Annotated in this window: 17 protein-coding genes and 1 pseudogene; 11 read left to right on the top strand and 7 right to left on the bottom strand. The window is 51.6% G+C overall.

All coding sequences use genetic code 11. The annotated features are described in order from the left end of the window. Window positions 1–26 precede the first annotated feature (26 nt). The 5 genes from H581_RS0105285 to H581_RS33140 all read right to left on the bottom strand — a co-directional run bounded on the left by H581_RS0105285 (window position 27) and on the right by H581_RS33140 (window position 6133). Entirely contained in the window at window positions 27–1712 is a 1686-nt protein-coding gene (locus H581_RS0105285; RefSeq protein WP_084134473.1) for a GMC oxidoreductase, read from the bottom strand. Next, the gene (locus H581_RS0105280; RefSeq protein ID WP_036717823.1) at window positions 1709–3400 is read right to left on the bottom strand and encodes a GMC oxidoreductase; all 1692 of its coding nucleotides are present in this window, start codon (window positions 3398–3400) and stop codon (window positions 1709–1711) included. Before H581_RS0105280 ends, H581_RS0105285 begins: the two co-directional genes overlap by 4 nt. Window positions 3401–3620: 220 nt before the next feature. Further along, entirely contained in the window at window positions 3621–4433 is an 813-nt protein-coding gene (locus tag H581_RS0105275; RefSeq protein ID WP_028609108.1) for an aminoglycoside 3'-phosphotransferase, read from the bottom strand. 130 nt (window positions 4434–4563) lie between these two features. Continuing rightward, window positions 4564–4767 carry a DUF6366 family protein gene (locus H581_RS0105270; protein ID WP_028609107.1) on the bottom strand — a complete coding sequence of 68 codons (204 nt, stop codon included), beginning with the start codon at window positions 4765–4767 and terminating at the stop codon, window positions 4564–4566. 64 nt (window positions 4768–4831) lie between these two features. Continuing rightward, window positions 4832–6133: an MFS transporter gene (locus H581_RS33140; RefSeq protein ID WP_051250476.1), complete on the bottom strand. Its 1302-nt coding sequence runs from the start codon at window positions 6131–6133 to the stop codon at window positions 4832–4834. A 398-nt stretch (window positions 6134–6531) separates the two neighbouring features. Here H581_RS33140 and H581_RS36265 point away from each other — a divergent pair, with 398 nt between their 5' ends. The 4 genes from H581_RS36265 (at window position 6532) to H581_RS0105245 (ending at window position 12384) form a co-directional block, all read left to right on the top strand. Next, window positions 6532–9324 carry an RCC1 domain-containing protein gene (locus H581_RS36265; RefSeq protein WP_051250475.1) on the top strand — a complete coding sequence of 931 codons (2793 nt, stop codon included), beginning with the start codon at window positions 6532–6534 and terminating at the stop codon, window positions 9322–9324. Window positions 9325–9492: 168 nt separating this feature from the next. Next, window positions 9493–9879: a MarR family winged helix-turn-helix transcriptional regulator gene (locus tag H581_RS0105255; protein ID WP_028609106.1), complete on the top strand. Its 387-nt coding sequence runs from the start codon at window positions 9493–9495 to the stop codon at window positions 9877–9879. Window positions 9880–9932: 53 nt separating this feature from the next. Further along, complete coding sequence (locus tag H581_RS0105250; protein ID WP_028609105.1) at window positions 9933–11000, top strand: saccharopine dehydrogenase family protein; 1068 nt, start codon at window positions 9933–9935, stop codon at window positions 10998–11000. A 19-nt stretch (window positions 11001–11019) separates the two neighbouring features. Continuing rightward, on the top strand, window positions 11020–12384 hold the full coding sequence (locus H581_RS0105245; RefSeq protein ID WP_028609104.1) for a cytochrome P450: 1365 nt from the start codon (window positions 11020–11022) through the stop codon (window positions 12382–12384). Window positions 12385–12579: 195 nt separating this feature from the next. Here H581_RS0105245 and H581_RS33130 read toward each other — a convergent pair. Together H581_RS33130 and H581_RS33125 are read right to left on the bottom strand one after the other, a co-directional pair. Further along, a pseudogene (locus H581_RS33130) lies at window positions 12580–13143 on the bottom strand (imine reductase family protein); the annotation flags it as partial. Between the two features lie 46 nt (window positions 13144–13189). Further along, on the bottom strand, window positions 13190–14131 hold the full coding sequence (locus tag H581_RS33125) for a DMT family transporter (protein ID WP_036717819.1): 942 nt from the start codon (window positions 14129–14131) through the stop codon (window positions 13190–13192). 293 nt (window positions 14132–14424) lie between these two features. Here H581_RS33125 and H581_RS36260 point away from each other — a divergent pair, with 293 nt between their 5' ends. The 7 genes from H581_RS36260 (at window position 14425) to H581_RS0105195 (ending at window position 23970) form a co-directional block, all read left to right on the top strand. Continuing rightward, the gene (locus tag H581_RS36260; protein ID WP_051250473.1) at window positions 14425–15612 is read left to right on the top strand and encodes an eCIS core domain-containing protein; all 1188 of its coding nucleotides are present in this window, start codon (window positions 14425–14427) and stop codon (window positions 15610–15612) included. Between the two features lie 376 nt (window positions 15613–15988). Then, window positions 15989–16642, top strand: coding sequence for a metallophosphoesterase (locus H581_RS0105220; RefSeq protein WP_051250472.1), 654 nt, complete (start codon window positions 15989–15991; stop codon window positions 16640–16642). Window positions 16643–16932: 290 nt separating this feature from the next. Then, entirely contained in the window at window positions 16933–17811 is an 879-nt protein-coding gene (locus tag H581_RS0105215; protein ID WP_245599931.1) for an ABC transporter permease, read from the top strand. Continuing rightward, window positions 17811–18680, top strand: coding sequence for a carbohydrate ABC transporter permease (locus H581_RS0105210; protein ID WP_028609100.1), 870 nt, complete (start codon window positions 17811–17813; stop codon window positions 18678–18680). Before H581_RS0105215 ends, H581_RS0105210 begins: the two co-directional genes overlap by 1 nt. Window positions 18681–18777: 97 nt before the next feature. Then, window positions 18778–20322: an extracellular solute-binding protein gene (locus H581_RS0105205; protein WP_028609099.1), complete on the top strand. Its 1545-nt coding sequence runs from the start codon at window positions 18778–18780 to the stop codon at window positions 20320–20322. Window positions 20323–20431: 109 nt separating this feature from the next. Then, window positions 20432–21769, top strand: a complete 1338-nt coding sequence (locus tag H581_RS33115; RefSeq protein WP_051250471.1) for a Gfo/Idh/MocA family protein — start codon at window positions 20432–20434, stop codon at window positions 21767–21769. Further along, complete coding sequence (locus H581_RS0105195; protein ID WP_245599924.1) at window positions 21766–23970, top strand: glycoside hydrolase family 88/105 protein; 2205 nt, start codon at window positions 21766–21768, stop codon at window positions 23968–23970. The genes H581_RS33115 and H581_RS0105195 overlap by 4 nt, the downstream gene beginning before the upstream one ends. The last annotated feature ends 3 nt before the right edge of the window (window positions 23971–23973 follow it).

The raw sequence follows: 23973 nt of genomic DNA, 5'->3' as shown, positions 1-23973 counted from the left end.
CTTTTCGAGTAGAAATGAATAAGGTCTTATTTGAGCTGCCGGATGATATAATCCGCCGTGCGTATGGCTAGAGCCACCATCGCGAGCGTCGGATTCGCCGCGCCCATAACCGGGAAAATACTGTTATCCGCTACATAGAGACCTGGTACGCCATGAATTTGCCCGTACCGGTCGGTTGCAGAGGTGTCTGGATCGTCGCCCATCCGGCAGGTACCGGCTTCATGGTCGCCGGCGATCGGCTCTCTGAGCTCCAAAGAGACGAGCCGGGCTCCTATCACGGACGAAACCCGTTTGACCTCTTCCGCTGCCTGCCCAAGAATGGCCCTTTCCGCTTCATTATAATCAAAGTGAATTCGAAGCTCAGGCATGCCGTATTCGTCGCGTCTGCACGGATCGAGCGTGATTTTGTTTTCGTACCGCGGTTGAACCGTACCGAAACCGGCTATGAACAAATCCATTTCTTCTTGGAAAGGGATTTGTTTGTCATGATAAAACTGATAACCGATCGGTCCTTCCACTACCACTTGGTAAGGAACCTTCTCGGTTTCGGGAATTAATAGGCCTATCGGACCTAATACATACGGATAATCCTTGCGGTTGAATTTGGCTGTTCCGACGGCCGCCGAGTGATTGGTTAGATAATGGCCGATCGCATTCCCTCGGATCCCTGAATGGAGAAGGATGCGCGGAGTTCCAAAAGTGCTTGCGCTCAAGACGACTGTTTTCGCTTTCAAGACATAGGATCGTTTATCTTGTGTCATCACATGAACGCCCGCGACGCGCCCTTGTTCGGTTACCACTTGTACGGCGCGTGCCAGCACAGCCAAATCGTACGGCTTTCGATACAGCGCTTCGGCGAGAAACGAGATCGAGCTGAAAAAGACGTTAGAGTGAATCTCGCCGTACCTGGTCGGTTCCAAATCAACGGCCAGCGGCTCGTTCACCGCCGCGGGATACGGGCCGTTCCGAAGTTGGTTGAGTAATAGCTGGTTCATCGGGGATCCTTCGGTATATCCAGTTGTAACATTCATGGCTTGTTCGGCGATATTGTAGTACATGTCCATCTCCCACCCAGGTACCGGCCATTGCTCGGGAGTGAGATACATGCGTGGACTAACCCCCGACCAGACCAATGACCTGCCTCCGACAGCGATGAGCTGCCGAAAAGCTGTGCCGGAGACCGGAATTTTGAAACGCGGACTGTTATACGCCAAGTCTAACCAACGCTTATAGCCCATGGTTTCGATATTTCGCGCATGAGTCGGCAGGAGCAGATTTCCCGCTTCGACGATACCGATCTTCTTGCCGTTGTTCCTCCATTGTTCGCACAATCGCCAGAGTACCGCTCCTCCTCCCGGCCCGGTGCCTACGATAAGTACATCATATTCGGTTTGACTCATTTCCTCCAAGGAGCTTGTCGGTATCCAGGATCCCTCGGAAACCGGGGCGGGAGTTACGTGGGAACAGCCGGGTCCCGAATAGGCCCTCCCCTCGGAAGCGGCGAGGGGAAGATAAACGGGAGATCCGGTAAGAGGACGATCCGGACCTTGAATCCGGTAGTTTAACGATATCAGATCCGATAGGTTGATGTGAAACTTCTGAGCAATTTTTCTAAGCGTATCGCTTTGGTCTGCCACATAAATCCGAATGGAAATCACACCCTTATCGTTCATCTCGCCGCCCTGACTACCCCCGTCTCCTTCACTCTTCATCTATCCCTTTGCCGGATATAATCTGCTGTACGAATAGCCAAAGCGACGGTGGTGAGCGTTGGATTGGCCGCGCCGCTGGCGGGGATGACACTATTGTCAGCCACAAAAAGACCTGATACGCCGAAGACTTCGCCATAGCGGTTCACTGCTGCATGGCTTGAATCATCTCCCATGCGGCAGGTGCCCATCTCATGTATTTCTTCACCCGGCAGTCTAAGACAGACTTCCGATCCGCCGTTTGAAAGTAAGGAAGCATTTATGGCATGACTCGCCTGTTTTACGCCTTCAGCCATTTGGCGGATAATTTCAAGATCACGATCACTATAGGAGAAGCAAACCTTCAGCTCCGGCATTCCAAACTCATCCCTTTTCCCGGGATCCAAAGAAACGTAATTTTCATATCGCGATTCGACCTTACCTGATGCTTGAAAATCGACTCCCCATTCCTGCTGCAGAGGTTTTGTTTTATAATGATACCAGTAATATTGACCAGGACCGTACATCTGTATTTGATAGGGGCGTTCTTCCGTTTGGGGTATTAAAATGCTAAGTGCGCCTAAGACTTCCGGAAATGCAAGCCGGCTTATGATTGCATTGCCAACTACTCTCGAATGATTGGTCAGGTAATGGCCGACCGCCTCGCCTGTGATCCCCGAGTTCAGTAAAATGCGTGGAGTTTCCAGCGTGCTTGTGGATAGAACTACCGTTTCTGCTGAGATATCATAAGATTTTTTATCCGGAGACATGACCCTGACGCCGGCCGCTCTCCCTTGTTCCGTCAGCACCTGAACGGCTCTGGTTCTCACCGTTAAATCGAATGACCGCCGATTCAAGGCTCGCGCAAGAAATAACATCGAACTAAAAAATACATTCGAATGAAGTTCTCCATACTTGGTTTGTTCAAGATCGACAGCTACCGGCATGTCATCGGCTTCAGGAAATCCCTGCGCCTGAAGACGTTCGATAAGCGTTTGCGTTAACAATGACCCCCGGGAGTAGTTTCGAGTCACACTCATCACTTTTTCGGCAATGCGATAGTAGTAATCCATTTCTTTTAAAGAAACGGGCCACTTCATGATTTCGGCAGGGTGCATACGGGGAGATACCGCGTTCCAAATCAACGTTCTTCCGCCTAAAGCTAAAAACTGCTGAAAAGCCACGGGAAACGATGCGTCTGTAAATTCGGGGATCGGACATGCAGGCTGCGACTCCCCGATCTTTTTCCAAAACTTAGGGTTCCTCCAATATTTAACATATCGTTCGGCATCCAAAGTCGCAATGTTTTGGGCGTTTGTCGGCAGCAAAAGATCACCGGCTTCAATAACTCCTATTCGTTTCCCGCTTTTTCCCCATTTTTCGCATAAACGCCAAAGGACCGCTCCGCCCCCGGCGCCTGTGCCGACAATGATCACATCATAATGCGTACGGGCCATCTGTTCCAGGGAGGTAAGGGGAATCCAATGATCCAGATACTCCGGTAACGGTTCCACTGGACAAACGTGAAGGGGAGCCGAGGGTTTGCTGAAGGGTGCCCGGGAAGGAAGTTTTATTTGTAAGCCGGTGATATCTGGATAAGGATCGGTAAGATGTGGATTAAGGGAGGAGAGCTGTTCCATTTCGATATCATATTTTTTTGCGATGTTGGTGAGAGTATCGCCATCACTCGCAATGTAGATCCTCAATACCATCAGATCCTTTCAAGAAAGATACAAGATACACCGCTATCTACATTCATATTATGTATGCCTATGCTGTAGAACGCTGGATTATGAGTTGGGGCAAACGCATGCGGTTAGAAGCCATCCCGAAAAGCACCTTCAAACCGAAGAGAACTAGTATTGTATGTAGATAAGAAACGCTTTTAAGAATCGTCTTTACCCATATGCTTACCCGTTAGAAATCACATTATTATTCCGCAGTGTAGTAATCTTGTCCGCGAAACCCGTTAAAGGCTGATACCAGCCCGCAAAGACGTTGCCGGACAGGGTCGATTAGATGCCGGCCGTACGCATCAAGAAACCGATGCGTCCACCGAGCGTCTCCCAGGTTGAACTGAAGCGACCACATGCCCCAGAACAAGTCGTAATGCGGATCGCCGACGCCGCCATAGCCCGCGTCGATGAAACCCGATAACCGCCAATGATGAAGCATGACGTTCGGCAGACAATAATCGCCGTGAATTACGACTTCCCTTTCCCAGCCCGCATGACGAACAATCGCTGTCAACTCGTCGAATGCGGCGGCCGGATCGGCGCAGTCGAGATATCGAAGCAACGAACGGTCGCAGCGACCGTTGCGGAAGTTATCTTCCGCTCTTCGGACCATATCCTCCAGTCCATTCTCGGTCGGGCAATTCTCCGTCTTCAGGCTGTGCAGCCGGGTCAAGCTTTCCGCAAACGTTTCGCAAAGCTTGGCCGGATCCGCCAAATAACGGTTATCCGCTGCGTCATGTCCGGGGACGATTTCCAAGATCAGATATTCTCGCTCCCCGTCTGACTCGAAGCAAATCGGCTGCGGCGCAAGTCTGACCCCCGCGAGAAACCGCAACATGTCTGCTTCCCGCTGTAATCGTTCGCGAGCATGCGCGATTTTTAAACAGTATGCGCCGTCCGAACCCGCAATGCGGTAGACGGACGAGCGGCGCTTCAATTTTAGCGCCGAGACGACGCTACCTTCCGTATAACGGCGAATCTCTTGCGGCAGCAATTCGATATGCAGCATTCCGCTGCCCCCTATCTCATTTCGATCTGCTCGCCGTCGCCGTTAATCGATACGACCGTTAAGCTCTTGTATCCTTTAGCTCCAGCGAGTGGTGAAGAATGTGTTGTCGTCCCTATTATTTTTAATTTAGTCATTTGCAAATGATATAACCTAATACCAATAATAAAATTATAGATCCAGTTCCTTTCCATCCTAAACCGCCCAATAATCCAGCTGAATTTCCAAATTCAGCACGATTTACTCCATCGCTAAACGCACCAAAGGGATTATTTTTTAATTCTTCTTTTCTTAAACGTTCTATTCGTTCTTCAGGTGTTTCTTTTCGAGAATCCATTTAACCACCTCCTGAATAGACCTGCCCTTTTATTGATCAAGAGCAACTAAAAAACCTCCGGTGACTAGTTCAACCCGCTCGTCTTGTCGCCATGCGCGCCCGAGAAGCCGACCGCCTGTCCCGTCCCCGGCTCCGGCACTCGCATGAGAATGACGATACCTACGATGAACAGGATGACGAGACTGAATACGCCCATGCTCGTGTGGCCGGTGAGCTGCGCGGTTACGCCGACGAGAAGGGGGCCAAGAACCGAAGCGAACTTGTCGAAAATATTATAAAAACCGAAAAACCGGTTAGCGTTCTCTTTCGGCACCATCCGCGCGAAGTAAGCCCGGCTAAGCGCCTGAATGCCGCCTTGCGAGGTGGCGACCAGCATCGCAAGCACCCAGAAGTCGAACGCCGACTTCATGAAATACGCGTAGATACATACGATGATATAGACGCAGATTCCGACGTATAGCATGATTTTGCCCGAGAACCGGTCCGCCAGACGCCCGTACAACATCGCGAACGGAGCAGCGACGACTTGCGTGACGAACAATATGATGAGCAAATCCGTCGATTCGATGCCCAGATCGGTCCCATAGGCGGTGGACATCGTAATGATCGTCCCGACGCCGTCGATGTAGAAAAAATAAGCTAGCAAGAACAGGAAAATCGCGCGATGCTGCTTGATTTGCTTTAAAGTCTCGTAGAGGCGCTTGAAGCTGTTCGCGACGATGCGAGGCTCGCGGTTCAAGTAATGCTTCTGGCGCACGTTGCGGAGCATGGGCAGGGTGAAAGCGCCCCACCAGAGTGCCGTAATGAAGAATGCGATTTGGCTCGCCGCCGTGACGGAGATCGGCAGAACCTCTTGCCCGGCAAGAAGAATGATCGCAATGCTGATGATAAAAGGAATCGTACTCCCTATATATCCGATCGCAAATCCGCGGGCGGACACCTTGTTCATCCGTTCGTCGTCGGTGACGTCCACGAGGAAGGCATCGTAGAACACATTGGAGCCCGCCGAGCCAATCGCAATGAACATATAACAGACGAGCAGCAGTTCCCAATTGTCGTTCGGAATAAACGTGAGCAGCGCAGTGGCGACGATGCCGAGCATGCTGAAACCGGCGAAAAACGCTTTTTTGAACCCTTGATAATCGGCAATCGTGCCCAAGATCGGACCTAGCAGGGCAAGGATAAACGTCGAAATCGCAATCGCATATCCCAGATAAGCCGTAGAATTCGCGGCGCTAACGCCGGCGTCCGCAGCCGCCGCTTTGTAGAAGAGCGGGAAGACGGCCGTCGAAATGACGATGGAGTAGGCGGAATGGCCCCAGTCATACCACATCCAGCTTTTTTCTTCCTTCGAAAATGACCTCATAAGCTTGGCCTCCTGAATGAACCGAATGTTTTTATTGTATAGGAAATGAGGACTTCCGGGCGCAAAGAACAAAAAATTTACAAAACGCCGGGTTATTATTTATCATAGCCTCCCAATGAAAATAGAATGCCCGCGGGGTATTATCAAATCTATCATGAACATGCAAGGAGGCTCGATGTGCTATCGGAACGATTTAGGATTTTTGCAGAAGGGGAATGTAAAAACTCGAGCTTGAAGAGAGATTCACTCCGCCATCCGCACGCATAGACTGGTAAATTATCCCTATCCATTTCACATAAAATCACAATAACTTAAAATGAGTATGGTTCTCTAGAGTCATTTCGTATTTTCCTGATTATGGTAGATTGGAGAGAGACATCCATTTGGAGGGAAAACGAATGAGACGAGAATTTATGCTTTTGGTTTGTGGTTTGCTAATGCTGACGCTGCTTCTGCCCTTTCAGGCAGCCGCCGAGTCCGATACCGCGGTGTTAGCAGAGAATTCGAAATCGGGTGTAACGATGGTTGCAGGAGGACGCCATACTTTCGCTCTGAATGAGAACGGAACAGTATGGGCGTGGGGAAGCAATGAGCGCGGACAACTCGGCGAAGGAAGCACGTCAGAGAGTTCTACGCCCGTTCAAGTGCAGGGTCTAAGTTCGGTGACAGCCATTGCTTTAGGAGAAAGCCATAGTTTGGCAATCAAAAGCGACGGAACGGTATGGGCGTGGGGATCTAATGACTATGGGCAACTCGGCGACGGAAGCACGACAGAACGTCATACTCCTATTCAAGTAGAGGATCTCGGTTCGGTGATCGGCATTGCTGCGAATTACGCGCAGAGTTTGGCACTCAAAAGCGATGGCACCGTCTGGGCGTGGGGAAATAATGCATCTGGCCAACTTGGGGATGGAACTACGATAGACCGTTATACTCCCGTTCAAGTGCAGGGTCTCGATTCGGTTATCGCCGTCTCTGCGGGCAATCCCCATAGCTTGGCGCTCAAAAACGACGGCACCGTCTGGGCGTGGGGAAGGAATGATATTGGACAACTCGGCAATGGAAGTTCCATAGACAGTGTTACTCCCGTTCAAGTGCAGGGTCTAAGTTCGGTGGCAGCCATTGCTTCAGGTTGGCACCATAATTTGGCAATAAAAAGCGATGGGACCGCATGGGCGTGGGGAACGAATTTTAGCGGTGAACTGGGCGATGGAAGTTATTACCCCCAATATACTCCTGTTCAAGTACAGAATCTCAGTTCGGTGATCGACGTTGCTGCGGGTTATGGGCATAGTTTGGCACTTAAAAGCGATGGAACGGTATGGGTTTGGGGAAACCATGATTTTGATCCAAGGGGGTATGGAAACGGTTGGCCCGTTCAAGTACAGGATCTCAGTTCGGTTGTCGACATCGCTGCAGGTTCTCAGCATAGTATGGCTGTCAAAGGCGACGGTACCGTCTGGACGTGGGGAAAGAATGATTTTGGCCAACTCGGCGATGGAACAAAGACAGCCCGTTTTATTCCCCTTCAAGTTCAATTCGGGGCGCCGGAGTGGCCTGAAGGCGACGGGCTGACGGTTACTGATGTGACCTATAGCAGTGTACGGCTGAATTGGCAGCCGGCGACGGATGAAACGGGTGTAGACAAGTACTTGGTATACCAAGAAAACACGCTGCTCGCTACCCTGAACGGGGATGCGAACAACTATGAAGTGAAGGGGTTGTCTTCAAATTCATCCTACCTCTTTTCACTGATCGCCGTCGATGCCGATGGCAACCAAAGTGTGAAAAAAGACGTGACGGTCACGACTGCTGGAACGAAAGATGAAACGCTCCTTTTCCAGGTTGACGGAACCATTGTGGATTTCGACCAAAACCGAATTCTTTGGATATGGAAATCACCCACTCTTGGTGAAGCGCTTTGGCTGTACGACCGTAGGGATAAAAGCCAAGTAAAGGTTGACGATGCAACCGGGTACGATTTAAGCTATCGGTCAGCGGATCTGACCGCTGACGGCGTTGTCTATTCCATGTCGACAAGAGGCGGTAACTTTGCTGTTTATTGGAAGGACGGCGCGTATCAACCTTGGGAGTATCATGAGTCATGGGGGATCCCGCTCGATGTAAACGGGAATATTGTGCTATTTGACGGCCTTGTTGCGAATCTGACTACAAATACGCACTGGACAAATCCGACTCATTATGAATTTCCAGAAACCGTCCAATATGATCTGTTGGCGGACGGAACGGTGGTTTATACGGATCCAATGTATACATCGGGGCCCTACAAGCTCTACAAGTTGCTGCCCGACGGCACGTTGACGTCATACGAGCCTTCAGGGAACTATCAGGCATACTCCGGGGCTTTGACCGACGGAAAAAACATCGTCTACAAAGCACTCACGCTTGATTCCAAGTGGGAGCTCCAGGTACGCGGCGCAGATGACGAAATCATGACGCTAACCCACAGTCCCGACTCCGAGTCCGACCATAGGGCGGCATACCGAATCAACAACGGATGGATCGCCTTTAAGGAGTACGATGCGGACAAGGATCGTTGGATCTTGTATGTCCGGTCTCCGGAAGGCGCGAAAAAACAAGTGTTTGCAACCCCCGGGGACGGCACTCCCCTCGCCATCAAGAAGCTGGCACCGGACGGAACGGTAGCGTACACGTTTAAAGGCTCCACTTCCCTTTATTCCGCCGAAGAGAGCAAGCTCTTGTATTCCTTCAGCGGTTCGGGAGAGTTGCAAGACCGGGATGGCGAATGGTACCGGATCGACGGCAGTTCATTGTTTCAGATTCATCCGTACCAACTCCAGCTTTCCGATTCCAAAACGTATCAAGAAGGCGGATCAAATTATAAATTTGCGTTATATTACGGGTACATTTCGTCCCCGGGACATGAGTTGAGCGGATTTTGGAGCCCCCCTGAAGGTTTCCATGGAGTCGTTAAGGTTTCCATGGTCTCACCGGAAGGGGAAGACTATGACCTGAGCCTGGAGACCGTGGGCGAGGGTAAGCGACTGCCGGTTAAGACGACGAAATCCTCAAGTGGTGCCGAGAACAGCGCTGCCGAGGTGCAAGAAGGTTACGCGGCAGTATGGAGGATTAAGGGACATTCGGACGACGACTATAGCCCGGATAAGAAGGTGTTCGTCTATGTGAACATCCAATATGACAATCGCTGAATCAATTACTATGTTTATGAAAACTTAACGGCTGGTCGCAGTAACCTGCCACCACCTATATTTTGACGAACTCTTGAAAACATTTAGTTTATTTGCTAAACTAAAAACATGCGACAGAACAATGAGAATTACTCAAAATCAAGTATCCAGAACCTTAGTAAACTCATTATGCAAATCCAGCGTTTAGAAAAACAACCTCGTACATTCGGAAAGGCTGGACCATTAACGCCGAGTGAGATTCATACCATTGATGCGATTGGCACAGAAGGAGGTGTACTAATGAGTGAACTCGCCGATCGCCTTCAAGTAACCAAGGGGGCTGTAACACAAATCATCTTACGTCTGGAAGAAAAACATTTGGTGAAGCGAACACCAAATCCTGAGGATTCAAGAAGTATCATTGTATCTTTAACAGAAGTCGGGAAAAGTGCTTTTCGAGCTCATGAAGAGATGCACTTGGATTTCTATCGGGAGTTAAGCTCCCAATTAAATGAACAGGAAATTGAAATTTTTGAGATTTGCTTAGAGAAGCTCTGCACTCATTTACAGAAGTAATTTTTTTTACCCATTTAGTTTAGTTACTAAATTAAAAGTCGGGTGGTTTTTAATTGAAGAAAAAAATCATAGTGGTCGGCGGATACGGAAAGGTTGGCAAAGTGATTTGCGAAGAATTAGGAAGAGCTTATCCTTATAAGGTATTCGCTGCGGGACGGGATTTTCAAAAGGCGGAACAGTTTTCGATTGATACGGACAGGAAAGTGTTACCGATGCAACTTGATGTGAATGAACGGATTTCAGACGATTTCTTCCAGGGTGTTTCCCTCGTTATCATGTGCCTGGATATCCAAAGTACTGATTTTGTTCAAGCATGTTTTAAACATCGTGTCGATTATATCGATGTTACGGCGGACTATTCGGTAATGGCGAAAATTCAAGAAATTCGTTCCCCGCAATCAACTGCAGTACTGAGTGTCGGTTTGTCGCCCGGCATAACCAACATGCTTGTGAAGCAAGGCAACGCCTTGTTGGATATAGTTGATCGTGCAGATATTTATATTTTGTTAGGTTTAGGTGATGCGCATGGGCGTGCGGCTATTGAATGGACGGTGGATAATCTGAGTGCCGTTTATCCTGTTGTTGAGCAAGGAAGCAAAAAACAAGTGACTAGTTTTTCCGATGGAATGATAACGGATTTTCCGTCGAAATTAGGACGCAGAACAGCATATCGGTTCAACTTTTCCGATCAGCACGTTTTGCCTCGGACGTTGGGTATTTCCTCTGTGTCGACACGGCTCTGTTTCGATTCGGTAATGATGACAAACCTAATAGCAGTGTTGAAACGAACAGGGATTATTCGGTTATTACAAAATCCCTTTATCCGAAGAAAGGTCGTGGATCTTTTCGAAAAATCGCAGTGGGGATCGGAAATATATGTAGCAAAAGCTGATGTTGCGGGGAAAATAAATGGTCATCATGTACGCTATCAAGGTTCGATTCGTGGAGAAAAGGAGTTTTACGTAACAGGGAGAGTTGCTTCGTATGTGGCGAAAAAAGTGTATGGAGGGCAGCATCCGCCAGGCGTATTTCATATTGAAGAGTTGTTCCAGCCTACTGAACTATTTGCCGATTTAAATGACGTTGTCACATTAGATGAACAAGTACTTCATGAGTCATAAAGAAAACGGAGGTATGAAAATGACGAAAAAAGTACCGGGTCCTAAAGAAATCCCTTTTATCGGCAACCTGTATGAAGTCGGTTCAAAGCCGCATGATTTTTTTAGGAATTGTGCGGAAAAATATGGTCCTGTTGTTAGGGTGCGATTAGAAAAAGATCGCGAAACCTATATTATAAGTCGTCCGCAGGATATTCAGTTTGTCCTCTCGAACTCGCAGCGATTATTCGCAAAAGGGTATCATCGTGATCGGATCCTGAGTATGGTGCTGGGCAATGGACTGCTTACAAGCGAAGGAGATTTCTGGTTGAGGCAACGGAGATTATCGCAACCGGCTTTTCATAAACATCGCATTGAAAAATATGCGGATACCATGACTCAGTATGCCGACAGAATGCTTCGCAACTGGAACGACGGCCAAATGCTTGATGTTCATGAAGAGATGATGCGGTGTACCATGGATATAGTCGCAAAAACACTTTTCGATATCGATCTGCAGGAACCGCAATATCAGGGGTCAAATCATGTCGGCAAGGCGCTTAATCAAGTAATTCATGAATACGTTAAGCAGTATACAAGTATTACTCGGATGTTGCTCGAAAGAATGCCTTTTCCCATCCCAGTACCTGGAAATAAGCGTCTTATGGAAAGCATATCACAATTGGATCAAGCGATATATGACATTATTGGATATCGAGAAGCGGAGAATTGGGATCGAGGGGATCTTCTTTCCATGCTGATCGCAGCACAAGATGATGACGGGAAAAGGATGACCCCCAAACAATTAAGGGATGAAGTGATGACATTATTTCTTGCCGGTCATGAAACAACGGCTAATGTTTTATCGTGGACGATTTTTTTGCTTGCTCAACATGCGAATACAGAGAAGAAATTAGTTGCTGAGTTGGGGAAAGTATTGCAAGGAAGAGCTCCTTCATTATCCGATATTCCGCTTCTTCCCTATACGAAAGCAATCATTAATGAATCGATGAGATTATACCCGCCTGCTTGGTATATCTCTCGTGAACCGATTGAGGATGTTTGGATTGATGGATATTGTTTGCAGGCAGGCTGTGAAGTGGCAATGAGTCAGTGGGTAATGCACCGGCACGCGGAGTATTTTAATGAACCAGATTCTTTTATTCCCGATCGTTGGTCGCCCGAATTTGAAAAAAGTTTGCCCTCCTATGTTTATTTTCCTTTTGGCGCAGGACCGCGAGTCTGCATCGGAAATAATTTTGCAATGATGGAAGCCACATTGTTACTCGCTTCAATTATTCAAAAGTTCCATATTGAACTCGATCAGGGGCATGATGTTCTTCCGGAACCTTCGATTACACTGCGGCCTAAAAACGGGATTCGAGTACGCATTAAAAAGAGGTTGTGAAAGCACTCGGAGATTTGCGTAAGCGTAATGGACGGGAAATCGGCGCTATAAGAACCATAGGAGGAGCGAGACAGCTTTGTCCAGGCTGCTTGCCCCTATCTATGTTCTGGCTATTTACCTTTTCTTCTACGTGGCCGGTCATGTGCTTGAAGCTTCTCAACGATGAAGAGGGGTTTGTTTGCATGGAGTCTGCTTCTAACGCAGCACTTTGACAAGCGCGCCGAGCTCCTTATTTCCGTAACCTGCATCCAATGCTTTCTGGAAAAGACCTAAGGCGAAAGTTGGAAATTCGGCGTTGATTCCGGCTTCCCTCGCTTGTTCCACGAACAATTTTACCGCAACCATACAGGTGTTAAGAGAGCTTTGCGGTTGATCGAACGTATTGGCTTGGATGATATCTCCCTCGTATTTGATCATTTCTCCCATTGCTGGAGATATTGCAGAGATCATCGATCCGAATTCATCTACGCGAAGGCCATCGGATTCAAGGATACGCGCTGCATGAAAGAATCCCATCATCGAACCGAACAGCGTCGAGAGAAATGCCAAGTCCGTCGAGGAAGCCGCGCTGACCTTTTCTCCCAGATAAGGGACATTTCCGGCCAAGCTCTTGAGCAGCGGCTCACTCTTTTGGTAGGCGGATTTTGTACCCGATGTGAAAATTGTGGTGTCCAGTCTTCCGACCTGCGGCGGTGTAGCGGCGATGGCGCCGTCGAGGTAGTCGGCCCCGCGCTCCAGTGCCCACGCTGCATTGTCTCTATTCGCGCTTCTTTATTTTCTTTCAACACTTGACTTGCCGAGCCATCTACCCCCGCCACATCGCTTTGCGCTGCGTGGGGACCCTTTTCTCCCCGAGGAGATTGGTCCCCATGACACCGGCAATAATAAGCGCAGAACCGGCGATATGATACATTCTGACTTCCTCCCCAAGCAAAAGCGCTCCGGCAGCGATAGACACAATCGTCGATAGATTGAAGAATACGCTCATTCTGGACGCTTCGATTCTGGACAAGGCATAGTTTGAACTAAGCGCCGTAACCAGTGTGGACAAGACGCCAAGATAGAGGATGGCCACGATAAACGTACCGCTGGCAAGCGGAGAGAACAAGTGATCGAGCGTACCTGCGGCTGTATGTCCGGCAAGCGAAGCGGCAAGGAACGAAAGAAAGGAAATGCCCAGCATGACATACGTAATCTCCGCGGGACTGAACGATTTGAGCACCAGCCTCGCGAGCACGCTGTACCCTGCCACAACTAGGCAAGACAGGAGTAAGAGAACAATCCCCGTCATATTGGACCAATCGATTCGGCTGCCCTTCATCATAAAGATGAACAGGACTCCGCTGACCGACAGACAGATGGATAGCTTTTGCAGGAGGGTGGTCGTTTCTTTCAAAAACAGGAATGCAAGCAGCACCGTTAGAACCGGTGTGAAAGCAAACAGAATGCCTCCTTCGCTGGATGTGGCATGCTGCAGGCCGTAGGATTGGAGCGTGAAAAATCCCAGCGGATACAGGGCAGCCAAGAGCAGCACCTTGTGTAGCTTCTTCCCGCGGTAGTTCAAGCGGACCCGGCCCAGCAGGACGGGAATGGACATAACGGTGAAGGATGCGGCAAACCGGAATGCCAGCAAATCCAGGGGCTCAGCGAATTCGAGCGCAATCTTAGTGAATAAAAATGAAAATCCCATGATCATAGCATTCATAACCGCGCATAGATAAGCAAGTTTCAATCCGGATGGATTCATCGAAGCTAGTATCCTCCTTAAACAAATAGAGACGTGTTCGCGAACATGGAGCCGATACTTGAAATAGTAAAACGAAATACAGATCCCAACAACAACAAATTCCCAAGACTGTACCGATACAGTTGCTCTTCACGCGTATTCGGTTCGCCTAAATAAATTCCGGAAATATGCTTGTTTTTTGATATAATTAACGCATCTTCTAGAAACCTCTCTACAGAAACTACGCGCTAGAAAGAAATGTAATGACCGCTGCATATGTTGTACAGTTTTACTTACAAGGGAGTGGAGAGAACATGCCTACGCATGATCGTGGGAATACAGATATCCGTAAAACCGTTCCACATAAGTCATCTGCTGCTGCAGGCCCGAAAGGACTTGATCTGAAGAATACCGCAGCGTCGGTATCCCAGCATACCCCTGACGCAATCATGCAGCTGCAAAAAACGATTGGTAACCGGAATGTAACCCAATTACTGCGAGCCTCCATGCATGCGGGTACGCCTTTATCCCCTCCAATCCAAAGAAAAGAGAACGGAACAGGGATGCCCGATCGCCTCAAAAACGGATTGGAGGATCTATCCGGCATGGATTTATCCGACGTTCGCGTTCATTACAACTCCAGTAAGCCTGAAGAGGTACAAGCCTCAGCGTATGCGCAGGGAAATGATATTCACATCGGTCCCGGTCAGGAGAAGCATCTTCCGCATGAGGGATGGCATGTCGTACAGCAAAGGCAGCAAAGAGTGCAGCCTACCCTGCAGATGAGCGGAATGCTGGTAAACGATGATAAGGATTTAGAGCGAGAAGCCGATATCATGGGTGCGGCAGCCTATAAAAGTAATCATGATACCGACACTTCTTTCTCAGCCGATACCGGGGCGCAGCAGCCCGGTCAGGCTATTCAGCGTGCCGGAATTATTCAGAGGAAGCTGAACCAGAAGATGAAAAAAGCGCTGGACGCCATCAAGGGAGATCTCATTGTAGGGGTAGGGCTTAACGGCGATGACAAAAAAACAAATTACCGGACCATTAAAGCGGCGCTGAATAAACTTAATCACTCCGGGACGCCGGCCAACGTAGCCGATGGCGCCGAATATTTAAATTGTGAGATTGAGTCCGACGAAGCGCCAAAGGAAGAAGTGGAGGGCGAATACCCGTTTCCGAACAATGTGCCGGCTACGTTGTACCGGTGGGTATCCAGGTCTGATGGCAAAAATGCTCTGGCTAACGGTATTACGAAGTACGGAGGAATACACGATGGCATCCCAACCATGCCTAATAAAATAACCAAGGAAAAAGCCGGCTCAGGCGGCGGCGGGGTAGGAATCGTTTCGGCAGACATGTGCCTTGAAATCGATACTTCTATGATCCCGGAGATAGCGAACCGCGAGGTTAACGCCATTAAAGGGATGCGGCAGCAGGGCGGTTATGAGTGGAAAATACTGGTCACTATACCGGCTGCCGCTATCAGCAAAGGGTAAGAATGGGGGACTTGGACATTCGAATAGATCGGCATACTGGCGGAAAAGAGCAGCGCTCTTGTCGATTTTATGGATAGACAAAATAAAACCTCCCATTCATTTGGATAGCTAACAAAATGAAAAAGGGCATAGCTAAAAAACCTCCCATGGTTAGCGAAGAGGTTTCTTTCGTATGCCCGATGTTATCTAAACCGATGAATTGGATGACAGCGGCACTCCGGGAAAGCCATGCGTATACTATAAAACATAGCGGCGAACCGAACCGGCCGCGGACAGAAATGGTGCATGCTTCAAGCAGTGTCGAATGCGCAGGGGACCCGGCCGCATATTCACCCACCTGCATCTTTATTTCCTTTGGACCATAGAAAGGCAGACGATGGTTATGGCCGTTAATGAACGAAAGGTATCGGGCCGATCCCGCTTGCTTGTCATATCCGATATTCATGGTTATGGCAAGCTGCTGCAGCAGCTGCTGCAGGATGCCGAGTATGAGCCGAAGCGGGATCGGCTTCTTATGCTGGGCGATTATATCGTGGTTTCGAATCCGAAAACCTACGGAACGCTTGAATTGGTGCGCAAGCTTGTCGAGCAAGGCGCAAGAGCGCTGCCAGGCAACCATGAGTTTTTGTTTAAAGCAAGGCTTGCCAGATTAAAAGTACGGAACCTGGCGCTGGCAAGATCCGCCGATTGGATCTCGCGTCTTCCTCTTTACATCAAAGAGGACGGATATTTGTTCGTCCACGCCGGGATTAGGCCGGGAAAGCCGCTTAGAAGGCAGACGCGCCGGGATTTGACTGAAATTCGGGAGGGCTTCCTGAAGGCTCCGATCAACATCGGCCTTACGATCGTATTCGGACACACGCCAACCTTTAAGCTGGGCGCGAGACCCGGGCATATTTGGCGCGGCAATGGACGAATCGGGATCGACACGGGGGCTAAGCACGGGCATCGGCTGACGCTCCTCGATCTGCACAATGGGATCAGCTACTCCCGTCCTGCGGTAGCTTCTGAACGCGACGGAAGCTTGTAAATAAACCGATCCTCCAGCGCACCAACCGATAAGCCAGAACAAGTAGAGCTCGTCTATCCGCATAAAGCCTAGCCGATACGCGATTCGTCCATAAAGGACGGGATCGCGTATTTGTGCATGCCGTGGAGGATTGCACAATTGTAATCATGACGCCGGAGCGGGTAAGATGGCGGTACATGAAGCGAAGGAGGTTCGTGGCGATGGCAGAACGGGATAACCGATTGGAGCCGAATTCCGCCTATGCATCCGCGTTGAAGCCCAAGTCGAAGGAGAATCGGTTTCTCGCGAATATGCGTAAGCATTGGATGCTGTATGTAATGATCCTGCCAGGCATCGTCTACTATCTTGTCTTTAAATATTTGCCGCTGGCGGGAAGCGTGATCGCGTTTCAGGACTATCAGATCTTCAAGGGCATGCAGGGAAGCGACTGGGTAGGGCTGAAAAATTTCCTGTATATTTTCTCGTATCAGGATTTCTACACGGTGTTAAGGAATACGGCGACCATCGCCTTATATCAACTGGTATTCGGATTTCCTGCGCCGATCATTCTGGCGCTTCTATTCAATGAAGTCAGGCTGATGCTGGCCAAGCGGATCGTGCAGAGCTTATTCTATCTTCCGCACTTTCTATCGTGGGTCGTCGTCGGAGGCATTGTGTTCGAGCTGCTGTCGAGCCAGGGCGTCATCAATATGGTGCGCGGATGGTTAGGGCTGGAGACGATCCTGTTCATGCAGGAGCAGCGCTATTTCCGGTCCATCGTCGTCATATCCGCGATTTGGAAGGATGTCGGGTGGGGCACGATCATTTATTTGGCCGCGATTGCCGGCATTAATCCGAATCTGTATGAAGCGGCCGTCATGGACGGAGCGAACCGATGGAAGCAGACGCTTCATATTACGCTTCCGACGATGTTCCCGACCATTCTCGTCTTATTCCTGCTCAATATCGGCAATTTCCTGGAGCTTGGTTTCGACCAGATTTATAACCTGCTCACGCCGATGACTTATTCGGTCGGGGATATTATCGAAACCTACGTGTACCGCGCAGGGGTGCTGCAAGGACAGTACAGCGTAACGACGGCGATCGGGCTGTTCCAGTCGGTCATCGGCTTCGCGCTGCTGTGGATATTCAACCGGATGGCCCGGCGAACAGAACAGGGGTTGTGGTGATGAAGCAAACGTATGGCGGTAAGCTGTTCCAGTTGTTCAACTATTTGTTTCTGATCGCGGCGGCCGCAACGATGCTGATGCCTCTCCTCCAGCTGCTTGCCGTATCCTTCAGCTCGCCGATCGCGGCCGATTCGAAGGAGGTATTCCTGCTGCCGGTCGAGTTTACGACGGCATCCTGGGCTCATGTTTTGCAAAACGAAGGCTTGTGGCTGTCCTTTGGCATTACCGTGTACATCACGATAGCCGGAACGCTGATCAGCATGCTGTTCTCGGTGCTGACGGCTTATCCGTTATCGCATAAGGATTTTCTCTTTCGGAAGCCAATCATGCTGGGAATTATCATTACGATGATCTTCAATGCGCCGATGATTCCGTTCTTCTTGACGGTGCGCGAGCTGGGGCTGATGAATTCTTTGTGGGCGCTCATTTTGCCGGGCGTTATCGGCACCTTCAATATGATCATCATTCGCACGTTTTTTATGGGCATACCGAAGGAGCTTGACGATTCGGCCCGGATCGACGGGTGCAGCGACGCCGGCATTTTGTTCCGGATTTATCTGCCTTTGTCAAAGCCGGTCATGGCGACGGTCAGTTTGTTCTATGCGGTAGGCTACTGGAATACGTTCTCGCGGGCGGTGCTGTTCATCCGCGACCCGGAGAAATGGCCGCTGCAAATGAAGCTTCGCGCGTATTTAACCTCGCCGGAGGAGCTGGCCGCAGTCAATTTGATTCTTGGCGATTACGATTTCAACACCACAACGTTGAAAGCGGCCACCATTCTTTTTGCGACGATTCCGATCATTCTGGTCTATCCTTACTTGCAAAAATATTTCGTCAAAGGCTCCATGCTCGGTTCATTAAAGGAATAAAGAACCTTACGGAGCACCAGCCATCATCGATATAGAGCCGATACTCCGGCTTCCTATATAGGCTTTTGTATAATAAAAAAAAAGGGAGGATACACGCATGATGAAGCAATGGTTTGGCAAATCGGCAAGGCTCTCCGTTCTGGCGTCGCTGCTGGCGGCCGCCCTTATTGCGGGCTGCTCTAACGGCGGCAAGACCCCGGAGGCTCCCGGGGATAGCGGAGAGGACGCCAAATCCGTAACGGTCCGGGTTTTCAAAAGCCATATGGGCGTCGGAACGATTCCGGACAGCAGCAACGATCACGTCAAATATGTGGAAGAGAAGACGGGCGTTATCTATGAAATGATGACGACGCCGCCGGGCTCGGAACCGACCGAGTATTTGAATCTGATGATCGCCTCCGACGACCTGCCGGACATTCTCCGCCCGATCGGGGGCGTCGAGCAGACGCTGATCAAGCAGGGCGGGGCTTTGGCGCTGGATGAATGGCTGCCGAAGTATGCGCCTAACGTCTGGAAGAACATCCCCGAGGAGGCATGGGACATCGTTCGCTCGGCTTCGCCGGACGGCCATATCTATTATGTGCCGAAAGTATACCTCGTTCCCGAGCGGGCGCCGATGATCCGCCAGGATTGGCTGGACAAGGTCGGTCTTCAGATGCCGGCGACGGTCGAGGAGTATAAGGAAGTCCTTCGCGCATTCCGCGACAAGGACCCGAACGGCAACGGCAAGCCGGATGAGCTTCCGACGTCCGGGCGCGAGTTCGGCAAGTGGATGGATCACCTGTTCGGCATTTACGGCGTCGCGATGTGGGAAGGCGTTCCGGAGTGGGACATCTATGAGGGAGAGATCCAATACGCCGGCGTTTCGAAAAATATGAAGGCCTCGGTTGCTTTTATCCGTGAGCTATATGAAGAGAAGCTGCTGGATAATGAAACCTTCCTGAACAAAGGCGACGTCTGGACGGCCAAAATCAACAATAACCTGGTCGGGAGCTGGTATCATTTGCCCGCCAACCTCCGCGACCGCTATACCGCGATGCTGGAGGGAGCGCCGGATGCATATGTAGTGGGCATGCCGATGCCCAAGGCGGAAGGCTTTGAAGGTTACGTTACGCAGAAAAGCATGGGCGAACCGGAATGGATTATTCCGGCCGCCGCCGAGGATAAGGCAGCCGCATCGTTAAAGCTGCTCGACTTCTTCTACGATAAGAGCAACGATGAATTTATCCGCTTCGGCCTGGAGGGTCAGCAGCATGAAGTCGTTGACGGCAAGAAGGTGCTCCTTCCGCCGGAGGACAGCAGGCCGATCGCGCTTGGCATGCGCAATCTGACGACCAAGGAAGACATGGACATCCGGATTAAAGAAACGATTCCGGAGAACATGCAGAAGATGGTCAGCGATATTTTCGCCGTAAGCACGGCCGATGCGCGCCGCATTGCCGGCGACGGCCTGCCGAATACGGTCTATGAGGGCTTCCCGGATATTCAATCGCACAAGCTCTTCCAGGAGTATTTAACCAAAATCGTGATCGGAGAGTGGCCGATCGAGAAGTTCGACGAGTTCGTGGACCGGTGGTACAAAGCCGGCGGCGACAAGGTGACCGAACGCGTGCAGGAATGGTACTCGAACGTCAAAAAATAAGCGGTCAGCGGCAGGGCCGGCAGTCACTTGCCGGCCCTGCCGCTGCTAGGGCCGTTAGAGGCGGCTGCCGGGATATGCCGGCCCAGCGCGGAAAGGATGGTTATACGATATGAAAAAAAGATATGCCATATGCGGGGTGAGCGGCCGGGCGCTCGGCATGTTCGCGGGGCCGATTCTGACTACCTTCGCCGGAAGCTGCGAGCTTGTCGGTTTGCTCGATCCCGACCCCGCCCGCTTCGGCTTATTCAGGGAGAGGTATCCGGAGCAAGCCGGCATAAGAACCTATGCCGAAGGCGAGTTCGACCGGATGGTGGACGAGACGAAGCCGGACGTGATCATCGCTGCAGGCCGGGACGATACGCATGCGCGGTACGTGATTGCAGCGCTTAACCGCGATCTTGATGTCATTACGGAGAAGCCGATGGTGACGACGGGCGAGGACAGCCGCCGCGTCCTGGAAGCGGAGAAAGCAAGCAAAGGCTCCGTGACCGTGACGTTTAATTACCGGTATGCCCCTATTCATTCGAAGATCAAGGAGATGGTCCTTGAAGGCAAGCTCGGTCGGATTACGTCCATCGACCTGAACTGGTATTTGGATACGTATCACGGCTCCAGCTATTTCAAGCGATGGAACCGTGTCCGCGAGCTGTCGGGGGGATTGTCGGTCCATAAGAGCACGCATCACTTCGATCTGGTCAATTGGTGGATCGGCCAGAAGCCGGTGGAGGTATTCGCATACGGCGCGCTGAATTATTACGGCGCCGAAGGGGAGGCGAATCCGAAGAAGGAGGACGGCCGCTTCTGCAGCACATGCGATTATACCGAAGATTGCGCCTACTACTCGCGCTGGAACGCGCGCAGCAAGAACATCCGCGTGCCTGACGATCATCTGGGTTCGCTTGACGCGGGAAAGTCCGCGGCGTTCCCGTACTCGGATTACCGTCCGGACCAATGCATCTTCGATTCGAAGATCGATATCGAGGATACGTATACCGCGACGGTCAAGTACGACAGAGGCGCGCTGCTCAGCTATTCGGTCAATTTCTCACTGCCGTATGAGGGCTACCGCTTGGCGATTAACGGGACGAAGGGCAGGCTGGAATCGATGGAATACCATATGCCAGGCAGAACGCCTTTCCCGACTCCGGTGCAGACGATCGACTACTTCCCGCTGTTCGGCTCGAAAGAGACGATTCACGTCGTGCACAGGGAGGGCGGGCATGGCGGAGGCGATCCGCTGCTGCTTGAGGATTTGTTCATGGGAGAGGACCGGAGACGGCCTTACCGGATCTTATCGGGGGCAGAGGACGGCGCTTATTCCGTCGCAACGGGCGAAGCGGTGTGGCGCTCCGTGAAGGAGCATCGCCCGGTAACGATTGCGGAGATGCTCGGCGGCGGTGCGAAGGGACGGGAAGCGAGCTTGATCGGCGAAGGAGGGGGAAGATGATGGGAGCGAAGCCGGGCGGGTATTTCGATCCGATGGAAAGCATGGCGGCGCAGTCTGACGGCAGCGCGATTCCCCATGTTATTGAGGTCATGGCGCAGCGGTATGTCGGGGATAACCCGCCGCACGGTCCGGTGTACCGGATCACGCGGGACAGCGATATCCGTAAACTGCCGAACCATTTGTACGAGTTTCCGGCGGCCCGGATGTTTCCGGCGATGCGAGAGGGGCAGCGCGTTTATGCTTGGGCGAAGCTTTGGATCGACCAGCCTCATGATTTTGTGTTCATGCTGCGCTGCTTCGGGCCGGTTCGGCTCTATCACAACGGCGCGAAACGGTTTGGATCGTCTCCGGAGGAGCTGGTCCCGGAACCCGGCGGTCCGGAGCATCCGCCGCTGAGGTTGAAGATCGCATTGACGCACGGGTGGAATCACTTCGTGCTCGAGCTTGGCAAGAACGGGCAAGGAGGCTGCGGCGCGGAGTTCGGCACAGGCAGCCGCAAGAACAAGCCTTACCACTTCCTGACGCCATCCGCGGAGCGGGATGGGGAGGAAGGCTGGATTTATACGGAACCTTTGGATAATCCGCTTGCCGTTGTTCCGGGAATGCTGCAGGCGGAGGCTTCAACAGGAGCAGAATGGCTGCCCGCGCGGATCGCGGCGAGTCCGGAGGGCAATCTTGCGATGCTGTACGGCAAGCAGATCGGGTTTTCCTCGTATGCATGGACGAAGGTCGTTAACCGCGCGGTTTCGGGACAACGGGTGGAGATAACTGGCACGGCCTACGGGCCCGTGCGGTTTATCTGGAAGGGCGAGGAGCGCTGTTCGGTGCGGGAAGCCGGCGAATTTTCTTTCGTGCTGAATGCTGCGCCGGGCGTCGGCGACCTTATCTCGCAGAGCATATGCGGCGAGCAAGGGTGGGGCTATCGGCTTCATACGCTTCCGGCGGAGACGGGGGCGGAGCTTGTCTCTCCGCAGCCCGTTAACGGTTATGACGGCAAGTGGCTGCACTTAGGTCCGTTCGCTCCGGACGTTACCGTCAATCCGGCCGATTATTTGGCCATGGACACCGTGGCGGTCAGCGGCGGGCAGTCGTTTTTCTGGACGACCGGCCAGCCGGGCGCTAATGTGCGGCCGTTTCTGGAGAACGAGCTGTTCGGCCGCTGGAACTATCCGCTCGGCGTGACGCTGACCGGACTGCTGGAGACAAGCGCCTTGCTGAACCGCGGCGACTTGGCTGACTATGTCGCGCGTCATGTTGAATTTGCGACATCCGCCTATGCGTATTCGTTATGGGACAGCAAGCGCTTCGGGGCGGCCGGATTGAACAATCAGCTGTCGGATATCGACAGTCTGGACGATTGCGGCTCGTTCGGCGCGCTGGCCGTACTCGCCGCCCGGCATCGGCCGATCAAGGGGGCGCGAGAGGTATCGGACGACATCGCCCATTACATTATGCGCGTGCAGGATCGTATGGCGGACGGCGCGCTATACCGCAAGGTCGGCGTGTCGGTCAGCATGCATAACACGATGTGGTGCGACGATATGTATATGAGCGTGCCGTTCCTGTGCCGGTACGCCGAGCTTTCGGGCGATTCCGCCTGCCTGGATGAAGCAGCCCGCCAGCTGCTGCTCTATAAGAAGTATTTGTTTATGCCCGAGAGACGGATCATGTCCCATGTCTATGACGTTCGAAACGGCAAGCCGTCCCGTACGGCATGGGGCAGAGGCAACGGGTGGGTGTTTTTCTCGCTGGCCGTGCTGCTTGGCGCGCTGCCGCGGACGCATGCGAACTACCCGGACATTCTGGCCTTCTACCGGGAGCTGGCCGAAGGCTACCGCGCGCTGCAGGGCAAGCATGGCTTATGGCATCAGGTGCTGACCGACCCGGAGTCCTACGAGGAGTCGTCCTGCACCTCGATGTTCATGTACGGCTTCGCGCTCGGCGTCCGGCACGGCTGGCTGGATCATCCGGAGCGTTACGCCCGGGCGGCGCTTGACGGCTGGCAGGGCTTGTGTAGGCGCGCGATCGACAAGCACGGCAATTTATACGGCGTATGCAAGGGCTCCAGCTGGTCCTATTCCCATGCGTATTACAAGCATGAGCTGGGCTGGAATCTGAACGATACGCACGGCATCGGCATCGTATTGCTTGCCGGCATCGAGACACAGCACATGAAGGAATGGCTGGAAGCCGAAGGCTGAGCC

The sequence above is a fragment of the Paenibacillus harenae DSM 16969 genome (genome assembly GCF_000422465.1).
Taxonomy (GTDB): Bacteria; Bacillota; Bacilli; order Paenibacillales; family Paenibacillaceae; genus Pristimantibacillus; species Pristimantibacillus harenae.
Note: the sequence above shows the minus strand (reverse complement) of the source record. Positions and strands in the feature narration are given on the sequence as shown.